Here is an 11,759-nt window from a genome sequence, read left to right as displayed (position 1 = left end):
GTGGCGATCGTCGCGGCGGCGGACGGCTCCGCCCTCGGCAATCCCGGCCCGGCCGGCTGGGCCTGGTACGTCGATGATGAGCATTGGCGCGCGGGCGGCTGGCCGCACGGCACCAACAACCAGGGCGAGCTCATGGCCGTTCTCGACCTGCTCCGGGCCACGTCGCACCTCGACGACGAGCTGCGCATCCTGTGCGACAGCCAATACGTGATCAACGCGGTGACCAAGTGGATGCCGGGCTGGAAGCGCAAAGGCTGGCGCAAGGCCGACGGCTCCCCCGTGATGAACCTCGACCTGCTCACCCAGCTCGACGAGGCACTCACGGGACGGCGCTTCAGCTTCGAATGGGTCAAGGGCCACGCCGGGCACCCCCTCAATGAGGCAGCGGATGAGCGCGCCCGCGCCGTCGCAACCGCATACCAACGGCGCAGCGAGATCCCGGCCGGGCCCGGCTGGGCGGGTGCGACTGCGGGCGCCGCGGCTCGCATCGACATGGCCGGAACGGCCCCTGCGGCTGCCACATCGACGTCGCTCGACGCGCCACCGGCCATGGCGCTCGAACTCGACCTCTTCGGCACCGCCGCGGATGCACCGAGCTCGCGCGGAGCCGTCGTCGCGTCTGCCGCAGACGCGCCGAGCTCGCGCGGAGCCGTCGCCGGGTCTGCCGCAGACGCGATCCCGACCGTGATCGCTCTCGAGAGGCGGCTGCGGCGCGCCGGCAGCGGGCTCGCCTCAGAGCTGCTGCACTCCGGGTTCGTCTGTGTGGACGAGGGGGGTCGGCTGAGCGGCAGTGCCGGGCAGGTGGGCGCGGGCGCGGCATCCGCTCATTCGATTGCCTCGCGCCTCGAAAATGTGCAGGGTACGCTCGTGGCCGAGGGCGTCGTTCTGCTCACGTATCGGGTGAGCGAGGCGGGTGCCGCGACGACGCGGAGTTCGCTGTGGGTCAGCGAGAACGGCGTGTGGCGGCTGCGCTTCCACCAGTCGACACCGATCGTCTGAGCCCTAGCGCTTCACGCGCTCGGCACGGATGCGCTCGGCACGGATGCGCTCGAGCCCGCGATTGATCTGCCGCGCCCAGAGCGGCCCCCGGTACAGGAACGCGGTGTACGCCTGCACGAGGGTGGCGCCCGCGTCCAGCCGCTCCTGCACGTCGTGCGCGCTCTCCACTCCCCCGACCGAGATGATGCAGAGGTCGCTCGGCACGACCGAGCGCAGCAGCCGGAGCACGGCGATGGAGCGCGCGGCGAGGGGCGCGCCCGAGAGCCCGCCGGCGCCCGCGGCCGTGACGGCCGCGGCATCCGTGGTCAGTCCCTCTCGCGAGATGGTGGTGTTCGTGGCGATGATGCCGTCGAGCCCGAGCCGCACGACCAGGTCGGCGATGCGGCCGATCTCGTCGTCGCTGAGGTCGGGGGCGATCTTCACGAGCATCGGCGTGCCGCCTGCCGACTCGTGCACGGCGGCGAGCAGAGGCTCGAGCATGTCGATCTCCTGCAGGCCGCGAAGGCCCGGCGTGTTGGGCGAGCTCACGTTGACGACGAGATAGTCGGCGACAGGCGCGACGGCACGCGCGCTGGCGCGATAGTCGTCGACCGCGTCCTCGACGCGCACGACCCGGCTCTTGCCGATGTTGATTCCGAGGACCGGGCGACTCGGAACCGGCACGACCCGTCGCAGGCGGTCAGCCGCGGCCGCCGCACCGTGGTTGTTGAAGCCCATGCGGTTGATGATCGCGCGATCGCGGATCAGCCGAAACAGCCTCGGCTTCTCGTTGCCCGGCTGGGGCCGCGCCGTGACGGTGCCGACCTCCACATGACCGAAGCCGAGCATGCCCAGGCCCAGAACGGCCTCACCGTCTTTGTCGAAGCCCGCCGCGACGCCGAAGGGCGTTTCGAAGTCGAGGCCGAGCGCCCGTACGCGCAGGTCGACGCGTGGCCGCGTGAAGCGCCGGAGGACGCCACCGAGGCCGAGCGCCGGGAGCACACGGATGACGACGAACGCCAGGTGATGCGCGAACTCCGGGTCGAGCCGGGAGAGGACGAGGGAGAATAACGTGCGATACATGCCTGTGCCAGCGTAGCGGAGCGGCACGCCAGGGCCGCGCCCACCTCACGCCCGAAGCCGGTTTCAGGCGAGGCGGTTGCTGCTGTGCGCGGTCAGCCCTCTGTGCTGTGGTGTTCCACACGCAGCTGCCCGATCGCCGACTCGAAGTCGTCGAGCGAGTCGAACGCCTGATAGACACTCGCGAAGCGCAGATACGCCACCTCGTCCAGCTCACGCAGCGGCGGCAGGATGGCGAGGCCGATGTCATTTGCGTCGATCTGCGAGGCACCCGTAGCCCGGATGGTCTCTTCGACCCGCTGGGCAAGCAACGCGAGGTCGGTATCGGTCACGGGGCGGCCCTGGCACGCCTTGCGCACCCCGCTCACGATCTTCTCGCGGCTGAACGGTTCGGCGACGCCGCTGCGCTTGATAACGCTGAGGCTCGCGGTCTCGGTGGTCGAGAATCGCCTGCCGCACTCGGGGCACTGCCGACGGCGGCGAATGGCGAGCCCGTCGTCGCTCGTGCGGGAGTCGATGACGCGGGAGTCCGGGTGGCGGCAGAACGGGCAGAACATGGTGCAGTAAAGACTAGCCGAGGGGCGCGTGGCCGCGCTCGAAACGGGCCGTCACGGCCTCGCCGTGCGCGGGAAGCCCCTCGGCGTGCGACAGTGTCACGATGCGAGCTGCGACCTCGGCGAGCGCGGCGGCGTCGTAGCGGATAATCTGCTGCGGCCGGAGGAACGAGTACGCGCCGAGACCCGGTGTGAACCGCGCCTGCCCGCCGGTGGGCAGCACGTGGTTGGAACCCGCGATGTAGTCGCCGAGGCTCACGGGCGAGTGCGGCCCGAGGAAGATGGCCCCGGCATTCACGATCTGCTCCAGCTGTGCCGCGGGTTCCCGCGTCTGGATCTCGAGGTGCTCGGGTCCGTATGCGTTGCTGAACGCGGCCGCCGCGCTCATGTCGTCGACGAGCACGATGGCGGACTGCTGCCCGCTGAGAGCAGCGCGCACCCGGTCGGCGTGCCGGGTGGAGGCGGCCCGTTCGGCGGCCGCCGCCTGCACGCGCTCAGCGAGAGCCGGTGAGTCGGTCACGAGAATCGAGGCCGCCGCCTCGTCGTGCTCCGCCTGGCTTACGAGGTCGGCCGCCACGAACGCGGCGTTCGCGCTCTCGTCGGCGATCACCAGGATCTCGGTCGTGCCCGCCTCGGCGTCGATTCCGGCTGTGCCGCGCACGACGCGCTTGGCCGCCGCAACATAGATGTTGCCTGGCCCGGTGATCATCTGCACGGGCTCGAGGCCGATTTCGGCCACGCCCCACGCCAGCGCGCCGATGGCGCCGGCCCCGCCGATGGCGTAGACCTCATCGATGCCGAGCAGACCGGCCGCGCCGAGCACGCTCGGGTGCACTCCCCCGCCGAACTCCTTCTGCGCGGGGCTCGCCAGCGCAAGCGAGGCGACGCCCGCGACCTGCGCCGGCACCGCGTTCATGATGACGCTCGAGGGGTATGCCGCTTTGCCCCCCGGCACGTAGAGGCCGGCGCGGGCGACGGGCTGCCAGCGTTGAACGACGGATGCGCCAGCGCCGATCTCGGTCACGACCTCTGGCGGCACCTGTGCCGCCGTGGCCAGGCGCACCCGCCGGATGGCCTCTTCGAGCGCCTCTCGCATCTCGGGGGCCAGTTCGGCGACCGCGCGCTCGATCGATTCGGCCGGCACGCGCAGGTGCTCGGGTGAGACGCCGTCGAAACGCTCTGCCTGGCTGCGCAGCGCATCCGCCCCGTTGGCGCGCACGTCGTCGATCAGCTCGGTGGCGGCCTTGAGGGCGACGGAGACGTCGACGACGGGCCTCGGCAGGAGTGCGCGGAAACGCTCGCCGGTAGGCTGGATTCCGCGGAGGTCGATGGTCTGGATCATGGCCGAACCAGCCTATCGGCTCGGTGACGAGCGAGAGTCGGCACGAGCGGCACGTGACAAGAGCCATGGGCGTCGGGGTCGCGGTGGGCGGATCGGCCGCCAGTTTCGAGGATGGGTACGAGCGTGACAGCAGTATGAGTGAGAGCGAATTCATCGGCGGCGACGAGAGCGGAGCACCGATCCCCGCCGATGCGGCCGAGGAGGCGCCGGAGGTGCCGGAGGCGCTGGAGGAATCGGCCGAGGAGGCGGTGGCACCGCCGGACCTCTCGGCGTTCAAACAGGCGTTCCGCCGTCACGCGGCGGGCGTCGCCGTCATCACGGCCCTAGGCGCCGACGGCACGCCCGTCGGCTTCACCGCGACCTCGCTCTCGTCGCTCGCGGCGGTGCCGCCGCTCGCGACGTTCAACATGGCGCTCTCGGCCAGCAGCTGGCCGACCATCGCCGAGACGGATCGCGTGATCATCCACATGCTCGGCTCCCGCAATCGAGGCGTCGCCGAGAAGCTCGCGGGCGACCGTGCGGGGCGCTTCCAGGGCGAACACTGGCATCCCGGGCCTCATGGGCTTCCGCTGATCGACGATGTGACGGCATGGATGTGCGGCCGCATCGTCGAGCGTGTGCGGGTTCACAACAACGTCGTTGTCGTCGTGCAGATCGAGGAGGGCGGCCTGGGCGCCGAAGACGAGGCGCTGCTGTACCACGAGCGCCGGTACCTGCGCCCGGGCCACGAGGCCTAGCGCCACGAGCTCGGTTCTGCTCGGCTCGGCTCAGTTCGCCTCGCCTGATCCGGTTCGGCTCAGCTCAGGCAGGCCGGCCCCAGAAGCCCCTTCAGGTCGCCGTACAGGTCGGCCGTCACCGTGACCGGGTGCGGCACCTCGAAGACGCGCGCGACACCGCCCTTGAGCAGCCGCAGCCGCACCTCGTTCTCGCCCGCATGGCGCATGAGCACCTCGTTGAGCGCCTTCACGGTGTCGGTGGTCGCGCGCTGGTCGGCCATCGAGATCACGAGCGGCCCCGAATCCACGCTCTGGCCCACGTCGGGTGTGAACATGTTGAACGCGTGCAGGTTCATGCCGTCGTCGCGCATGCTCACGCGCCCGCGCACGACGACGATGCTGTCGGCGACCATGGCATTGGCGTACTCCTGGTACGCCTTGCCCATGAGCATGACGGTGATCTCGCCGCCGAAGTCTTCGACCTGGATCATGCCGTACTGATTGCCCGAGTTGCGCGCGACGCGGTGCTGGGCCGAGGTGACGAGACCGGCGATCGTGACCGTCTCGCCATCCTGGATGCTCTCTGACGCCATGAGGTCGGCGATCGACGTGCTGGCGTGCTTGGCGAGCGGCAGCTCGAGGCCGGCGAGCGGGTGGTCGGACACATAGAGGCCGAGCATCTCACGCTCGAATGCCAGCTTGTCGCGCTTCGACCACTCGGGCCGTTCCGGCACCTGCTGAACCTGCTGCGGTTCGTCCCACAGGCTGTCGAAGTCGAACCCGACCTGGCCGTTGGCCTCGGCACGCTTCTCGCTGACGGCGGCCTCCACCGCATCCTCATGGATCTCGATGAGGGCCCGGCGGGTGGCGCCGAGCGAGTCGAACGCCCCGGCCTTGATGAGTGACTCGACCGCGCGTTTGTTGGCAACGTGGATGGGCACCTTGCGCAGGAAGTCGTGGAACGTCTCGAAGCGCCCCTTGCTCTCCCGCGCTCCCCGCACGCCCTCGACGACGTTCATGCCGACGTTGCGCACGGCGCCCATGCCGAACCGCACGTCCTCCGCCACGGCGGTGAAGAAGCCGATGGATTCGTTGACGTCGGGCGGCAGCACCTTGATTCCCATGCGACGGCACTCGTTGAGGTAGATCGCCATCTTGTCTTTGGAGTCGCCGACACTCGTGAGCAGGGCCGCCATGTACTCGGCCGGGTAGTGGGCTTTCAGGTACGCGGTCCAGTACGACACGACGCCGTACGCCGCGGAGTGCGCCTTGTTGAAGGCGTAGTCGGAGAAGGGCAGAAGGATGTCCCACAGCATCTTGATGGCGGCGTCCGAGTATCCGTTCGCCTTCATGCCGCCTTCGAAGCCGGCGTACTGCTTGTCGAGCTCGGACTTCTTCTTCTTGCCCATGGCGCGGCGCAGAATGTCGGCCTGGCCGAGCGAGAACCCGGCGACCTTCTGCGCGATGGCCATCACCTGCTCCTGGTAGATGATGAGGCCGTATGTCGTCGAGAGGATCTCGGCAAGCGGCTCCGCCAGCTCCGGATGGATGGGCGTAATCTCTTGCAGGCCGTTCTTGCGCAGCGCGTAATTGGTGTGCGAGTTCGCGCCCATGGGGCCGGGGCGGTACAGCGCGATAAGCGCCGAGATGTCCTCGAAGTTGTCTGGCTTCATGAGGCGAAGCAGCGAGCGCATGGGCCCGCCGTCGAGCTGGAAGACGCCGAGTGTGTCGCCGCGCGAGAGCAGGTCGTATGCGGGCCTGTCGTCGAGGGTCAGCTCTTCCAGCACCGGGCGGAAGCCGCGGTTCGCCTCGATGTTGTCGAGCGCGTCATTGATGATGGTGAGGTTGCGCAGCCCCAGGAAGTCCATCTTGATGAGGCCGAGCGACTCACAGGCGGGGTAGTCGAACTGCGTGACGATCTGCCCATCCTGCTCCCGCTTCATGATCGGGATGATGTCGATGAGCGGGTCGCTCGACATGATGACGCCAGCCGCGTGCACGCCCCACTGCCGCTTCAGGTTCTCGATGCCGAGCGCCGTGTCGAACACGGTCTTCGCGTCGGGGTTGGTTTCGACCACGGCACGGATGTCGCCCGCTTCCTTGTAGCGCGGGTGGTCGCGATCGAAGATCCCGGTCAGCGGAATGTCTTTGCCCATCACGGGTGGCGGCATTGCCTTGGTGAGCTTCTCACCCATTCCGAACGGGAAGCCGAGCACGCGAGACGAATCTTTCAGCGCCTGCTTGGCCTTGATGGTGCCGTAGGTGACGATCTGGGCGACGCGCTCTGCCCCGTACTTCTCCGTCACGTACTTGATGACCTCGCCGCGGCGACGGTCGTCGAAGTCGACGTCGAAGTCGGGCATCGAGACGCGGTCGGGGTTCAGGAACCGCTCGAAGATCAGCCCGTGCTGCAGGGGGTCGAGATCCGTGATGCGCATGGCGTACGCCGCCATCGACCCGGCGCCCGAGCCGCGCCCGGGGCCGACGCGGATGCCGTTGCGCTTCGACCAGTTGATGAAGTCTGCGACGACGAGGAAGTAGCCGGGGAAGCCCATCTGCGAGATGACGCCGATCTCGTAGTCGGCCTGCGCGCGCACGGCATCGGGGATGCCGGCGGGATAGCGCTCGTGCAGGCCCTTCTCGACCTCCTTGACGAACCAGGTCTGCTCGCTCTCGCCCTCGGGCACGGGGAAGCGGGGCATGTAGTTGGCGCTCGTGTCGAAGCTGACGTCGCAACGCTCGGCGATGAGCAGCGTGTTGTCGCAGGCGTCGGGGTGCTCGCGGAACACCGAGCGCATCTCGGAGGCGCTCTTCAGGTAGAACTCGTCTGCATCGAACTTGAACCGGTTGGGGTCATCGAGCGTCGAGCCGGATTGCACGCACAGCAGGGCGGCGTGGCTCTTGGCGTCGGCGGCGTGCGTGTAGTGCAGGTCGTTCGTGGCCACCAGCGGCAGCGACAGCTGCTTCGCGAGGCGCAGCAGGTCGTTCATGATGCGGCGCTCGATGCCGAGCCCGTGGTCCATGATCTCGGCGAAGAAGTTCTCTTTGCCGAAGATGTCGCGGAAGTCGGCGGCGGCCTTCACAGCCTCGTCGTATTGGCCGAGCCGCAGCCTCGTCTGCACCTCGCCGCTCGGGCAGCCGGTCGTGGCGATGAGGCCCTTGCCGTACGTCGACAGCAGCTCGCGGTCCATGCGGGGCTTGAAGTAGTACCCCTCGATCGACGCCTTCGACGACAGCCGGAACAGGTTGTGCATGCCCTCCGTCGTCTCGGCGAGCAGGGTCATGTGCGTATAGGCGCCCGAGCCCGAGACGTCGTCACCGCCGCCGTTGCCCCAGCGCACCCGCGTGCGGTCGCTGCGGTGCGTGCCCGGCGTCAGGTACGCCTCCGTGCCGATGATCGGCTTGATACCGGCGGCCGTCGCAGTCTTCCAGAAGTCGTACGCGCCAAAGACGTTGCCGTGGTCGGTGACCGCGATAGCCGGCATCTGCTTCTCGACGGCCGCGTCGATGAGGGGCTTGATGTGCGCGGCACCGTCGAGCATGGAGTACTCGCTATGTACGTGCAGATGCACGAACGAATCGTCGGCCACAGTTTCTCTTTCGACTCGAGGGCGTCTACCAAGAGTAATTCAGCGCACCGACATCTCAGCGCGGCTCGGCCAGCACGTCGAGGGCGTAGCGCAGGTCGCTCGGGTAATCCGACGCGAACTCGGCCCACTCCCCCGTCGCCGGGTGCCGGAACGCCAGCTGCACGGCGTGCAGCCACTGCCGGGTGAGCCCCAGGCGCTCCGACAGCGTCGGGTCTGCCCCGTACATCGAATCGCCGACGCATGGGTGCCGCTGCGCCGCCATGTGCACGCGGATCTGATGCGTGCGCCCCGTCTCCAAATGGATCTCGAGCAGGCTCGCCGACGCGAAAGCCTCGATCGTCTCATAGTGCGTCACGGCGCGTTTACCGTCCGAGACGACCGCGAACTTCCAGTCAGAACGCGGATGGCGCCCGACGGGCGCGTCAATGGTTCCTGCCAGCGGATCGGGGTGCCCCTGCACCACCGTGTGATAGATCTTCTCGACCTCGCGGTCGTGGAAGGCGCGCTTCAGCGCCGTGTACGCCCGCTCGGACTTGGCGACCACCATGAGCCCGCTCGTGCCCGCATCGAGCCGGTGCACGACGCCTGCTCGCTCGGGCGCGCCGGAGGTCGAGATGCGGAACCCTGCCGCGCTCAGCGCCCCGACAACTGTGGGGCCCTGCCAGCCCACGGACGGATGCGCGGCGACCCCGGCCGGTTTGTCGACCACCACGATGTCGTCGTCGTCGTGCACGATGCCGAGATCGGGCACCGCGATCGGCTCGATCGTGAGCTCGCGCTTCGGCTCCCACTGCACCTCGAGCCAACCTCCCGCCTTGAGGCGGTCGGACTTGCCCAGCACCACTCCGTCGACGCTGACTCCGCCCGCGTCGGCGATCTCGGCCGCGAACGTGCGGGAGAAGCCGAGCAGCTTCGCCAGCCCCGCGTCCACCCTCGCTCCCGCGAGCCCATCCGGAAGCGGCAGGCTTCTGGTCTCCATCGGCTCGCCGTGCTTCCTACGCGTCGCCGTGTCGGTCGGTCTCGCGGCGCGGCGCGGCAGGTGTCTCCGGGGCGGCAGGGGCCTGTGAGGCGGCGGCACCAGCCACCGGATCGGTCTCGCCGTCAGGCGTGACCGCATCCGCTTCTGAACCCGCAACCGCCTCGTGCGAGGCGTGCCGCTTGCCGTCCAGCCCCACACCGAGCAGCGTCAGGATCAGGAACAGCACCATGCTCGAGACGATGCCGACGTCGGCGATGTTGAAGTAGGCGGGAAGCAGCGGGATCTTGATGAAGTCGACCACGTGGCCGACGCCGAACCCGGGCTCCCGGAACAGCCGGTCGGTCAGGTTGCCGAGCAGACCGCCGAGCAGCAGGCCGAACAACACGCCCCAGGCCATCGAGCGGATGCGGCGGGCGAACCACACGACGAAGACGAGCACGCCCACACCGATGATCGAGAAGACCCACGTGGAGCCGCTGCCGATGGAGAAGGCCGCGCCGGAGTTCTTGATGTAGAAGAACGACAGCAGGTCGCCGAGTACCGGCACGCTGCGCTCGAGCGGAAGGTTCGTGACAACGAGGTACTTCGCGATCTGGTCGATGGCATAGACGCAGACCGCGACGGCGACCAGGACGACGAGCGCCCGAACGCTGACCTTCGCCCGCGGGCTAGACTCCAAAGCCCTGGAACGTGGGCGGCTGCTGCGCGTCGGCGTTGCCGTCGGCAGGTGCTTGGCCGGCGCCCGAGCTCACCGGGACCGGCTCAGAGTTCGACGACGGAGCCGAGTGGCCGGCCTGCGTTCCCGAGTTCGCCTCGAGCTCACGAAGCTGGCCCTCGATGTACCCGCGCAGCTGCTGCCGGTAGTCACGCTCGAACGTGCGCAGCTCCTCGATGCGGTTCTCGAGCGACGTGCGCTCGGCGTCGAGCCTGCTGATCTGCTCGCGCTGCTTCGACTCCGCCTCCGCAACGATGCGGGCGGCGGTGGCGTGGCCCTCGGCGACGAGCGCGTCACGCTTCTCGATGCCCTCGCGCACGTGCTCCTCGTGCAGGCGGCGGGCCAGCTGCAGCAGGTTGTTCGTGCTCTGCGTGTCGCTCTCGGCGCTGGCGGGCGGCGCGTAGCTGGGCACGGGCGCCGCGACGGGGGCGGCCGCCACCTGCTCCGGCTGCTCCACCGGCTCGGGCTGCACTGCCGCCTGCGGGGCCGCAGCCTGCGGCCCGGTGTTGCCGGCGCGCTGCAGCTCGGCGATGCGCGAGTCGCTGGCGACGAGGCGCTGCTTGAGCTCCTCGTTCTCCTGGTTCAGGCGTCGCAGCTCGACGACGACCTCGTCGAGGAAGTCGTCGACCTCGTCCTGGTCATAGCCCTCCCGGAACTTCGTCGGCTGGAACCGCTTGTTGACCACATCTTCCGGAGTTAGCGCCATGGCTTGCCACCCTTACTGCTCGTCGTGAACGAAAACGTAACGTTCAGCCAACGCTAGCAAAGCGCCGGGCGGAACACAGTCCGCCACGGCGATCACTCGCGCACCGGCTGCGATCAAGGATACAGCGCGGCGGCGCCGAGAAGGCAGAGCAAAACTCACGGAACCGCGAGTGCGCTCACGTGAACGCCGGAGCCCTCACTGGAACGCCAACGCAATGTACAGGCAGATGATGCAGACCAGCATCGTGAGGCTCCAGCCGAAGTCGATCGCGACGGGGCCGAGGCGCAGCGGCGGCAGAATGCGCCGGAACATGCGGATGGGCGGATCCGTGACCGAGTACACCGCCTCGGCCGCCACGAGACCGAACCCATGCGGCCGCCACGAGCGGTTGAACGTGCGCACGAGATCGAGGATGAATCGACCCCACATGAGGAAGAAGAAGATCAGGAGGAGGAAATAGAGAACGGTCGCAACGAGCGAGACGACGGGATTCACGCTTTCAAGTATGGGCGATGAACGCGACACGCCGCGCCAACCCTGGCGCGGGCAGCGCGGTCAACGTCTGTGTCCGAGCCGGGCCGGGCTCACGCCTGGGCGAAGAACGACGACTCGCTCTCCGATTCCTGCGTGTGCTCCCCCGAGACGACCACGTGCGAGGGCGAGAGCAGGAACACCTTCGAGGTGACGCGCTCGATCTTGCCGTAGAGGCCCTGCGAGAGTCCGCTGGCGAAGTCGATGAGCCTGCGAGCATCCCCGTCGCTCATCTGGGAGAGGTTGATGATGACCGGCACCCCCTCGCGGAACGACTCCGCGATGACCTGGGCGTCGCGATACTGACGCGGGTGAACCGTGAGAATCTCGTTCATTTCCTGAACCGTCGCATTCCGTGCGTTGTTGGTCTTGCGGAGCGGGGTCACCGGTGCACGGCCGGCGGGCGCGGGCGCACTCTGCACGGGGGCGACGGGCGCGACGTGGCGGGGCTGCTGCTCCTCCTCGTACTCCAGCTCTTCATCGGCCAGCCCGAGGTAGACCATCGTCTTCTTCAGCGGGTTGCTCATGTCATCCTCCGAAAGTGAAACCCTGGGGTGCCACGTTCATT

The 11,759-nt window shown here is 68.4% G+C and carries 11 protein-coding genes; 2 read left to right on the top strand and 9 right to left on the bottom strand.

Annotation, left to right across the window (positions count from 1 at the left end):
* The gene (locus tag OSC27_RS04440; RefSeq protein WP_267180188.1) at positions 1-999 is read left to right on the top strand and encodes an RNase H family protein; all 999 of its coding nucleotides are present in this window, start codon (positions 1-3) and stop codon (positions 997-999) included.
* Positions 1,000-1,002: 3 nt separating this feature from the next.
* Here OSC27_RS04440 and OSC27_RS04435 read toward each other — a convergent pair whose 3' ends face one another.
* From OSC27_RS04435 to hisD, 3 genes are all read right to left on the bottom strand, one after another.
* Positions 1,003-2,061: a quinone-dependent dihydroorotate dehydrogenase gene (locus OSC27_RS04435; protein ID WP_267180187.1), complete on the bottom strand. Its 1,059-nt coding sequence runs from the start codon at positions 2,059-2,061 to the stop codon at positions 1,003-1,005.
* A gap of 92 nt (positions 2,062-2,153) precedes the next feature.
* On the bottom strand, positions 2,154-2,615 hold the full coding sequence (gene nrdR / locus OSC27_RS04430) for a transcriptional regulator NrdR (RefSeq protein ID WP_267180186.1): 462 nt from the start codon (positions 2,613-2,615) through the stop codon (positions 2,154-2,156).
* A 13-nt stretch (positions 2,616-2,628) separates the two neighbouring features.
* Positions 2,629-3,954 carry a histidinol dehydrogenase gene (hisD, locus tag OSC27_RS04425; protein ID WP_267180185.1) on the bottom strand — a complete coding sequence of 442 codons (1,326 nt, stop codon included), beginning with the start codon at positions 3,952-3,954 and terminating at the stop codon, positions 2,629-2,631.
* 224 nt (positions 3,955-4,178) lie between these two features.
* Between hisD and OSC27_RS04420 the strand changes: the two genes are divergently transcribed.
* A complete protein-coding gene (locus OSC27_RS04420; protein ID WP_267180429.1) occupies positions 4,179-4,691 on the top strand; it encodes a flavin reductase family protein in 513 nt (170 codons plus the stop codon).
* Between the two features lie 59 nt (positions 4,692-4,750).
* Here OSC27_RS04420 and dnaE read toward each other — a convergent pair whose 3' ends face one another.
* The 6 genes from dnaE to OSC27_RS04390 form a co-directional block, all read right to left on the bottom strand.
* A complete protein-coding gene (gene dnaE / locus OSC27_RS04415) occupies positions 4,751-8,212 on the bottom strand; it encodes a DNA polymerase III subunit alpha (protein ID WP_416348823.1) in 3,462 nt (1,153 codons plus the stop codon).
* 103 nt (positions 8,213-8,315) lie between these two features.
* Positions 8,316-9,239 carry an RluA family pseudouridine synthase gene (locus tag OSC27_RS04410; protein WP_267180183.1) on the bottom strand — a complete coding sequence of 308 codons (924 nt, stop codon included), beginning with the start codon at positions 9,237-9,239 and terminating at the stop codon, positions 8,316-8,318.
* A gap of 16 nt (positions 9,240-9,255) precedes the next feature.
* A complete protein-coding gene (lspA, locus tag OSC27_RS04405) occupies positions 9,256-9,918 on the bottom strand; it encodes a signal peptidase II (protein ID WP_267180182.1) in 663 nt (220 codons plus the stop codon).
* Positions 9,908-10,660, bottom strand: coding sequence for a DivIVA domain-containing protein (locus tag OSC27_RS04400; protein WP_267180181.1), 753 nt, complete (start codon positions 10,658-10,660; stop codon positions 9,908-9,910). The genes lspA and OSC27_RS04400 overlap by 11 nt, the downstream gene beginning before the upstream one ends.
* Before the next feature lie 195 nt (positions 10,661-10,855).
* On the bottom strand, positions 10,856-11,155 hold the full coding sequence (locus OSC27_RS04395) for a YggT family protein (RefSeq protein WP_267180180.1): 300 nt from the start codon (positions 11,153-11,155) through the stop codon (positions 10,856-10,858).
* A gap of 89 nt (positions 11,156-11,244) precedes the next feature.
* Positions 11,245-11,718, bottom strand: a complete 474-nt coding sequence (locus OSC27_RS04390; RefSeq protein ID WP_267180179.1) for a cell division protein SepF — start codon at positions 11,716-11,718, stop codon at positions 11,245-11,247.
* Between the last annotated feature and the right edge of the window lie 41 nt (positions 11,719-11,759).

The sequence above is a fragment of the Microbacterium sp. STN6 genome (assembly GCF_026410545.1).
In the GTDB taxonomy this organism is placed as follows: Bacteria; Actinomycetota; Actinomycetes; order Actinomycetales; family Microbacteriaceae; genus Root112D2.
The sequence above is the reverse complement of the archived record's forward strand: the minus strand, read 5'-3'. Positions and strand labels throughout refer to the sequence as shown.

What these genes read in the sequence shown, in the direction of transcription:
- OSC27_RS04435 (WP_267180187.1), bottom strand. Translation starts at nt 2,061, where the DNA reads ATGTATCGCACGTTATTCTCCCTCGTCCTCTCCCGGCTCGACCCGGAG.
- nrdR (WP_267180186.1), bottom strand. Translation starts at nt 2,615, where the DNA reads ATGTTCTGCCCGTTCTGCCGCCACCCGGACTCCCGCGTCATCGACTCC.
- hisD (WP_267180185.1), bottom strand. Translation starts at nt 3,954, where the DNA reads ATGATCCAGACCATCGACCTCCGCGGAATCCAGCCTACCGGCGAGCGT.
- dnaE (WP_416348823.1), bottom strand. Translation starts at nt 8,212, where the DNA reads ATGCTCGACGGTGCCGCGCACATCAAGCCCCTCATCGACGCGGCCGTC.
- OSC27_RS04410 (WP_267180183.1), bottom strand. Translation starts at nt 9,239, where the DNA reads ATGGAGACCAGAAGCCTGCCGCTTCCGGATGGGCTCGCGGGAGCGAGG.
- OSC27_RS04400 (WP_267180181.1), bottom strand. Translation starts at nt 10,660, where the DNA reads ATGGCGCTAACTCCGGAAGATGTGGTCAACAAGCGGTTCCAGCCGACG.
- OSC27_RS04390 (WP_267180179.1), bottom strand. Translation starts at nt 11,718, where the DNA reads ATGAGCAACCCGCTGAAGAAGACGATGGTCTACCTCGGGCTGGCCGAT.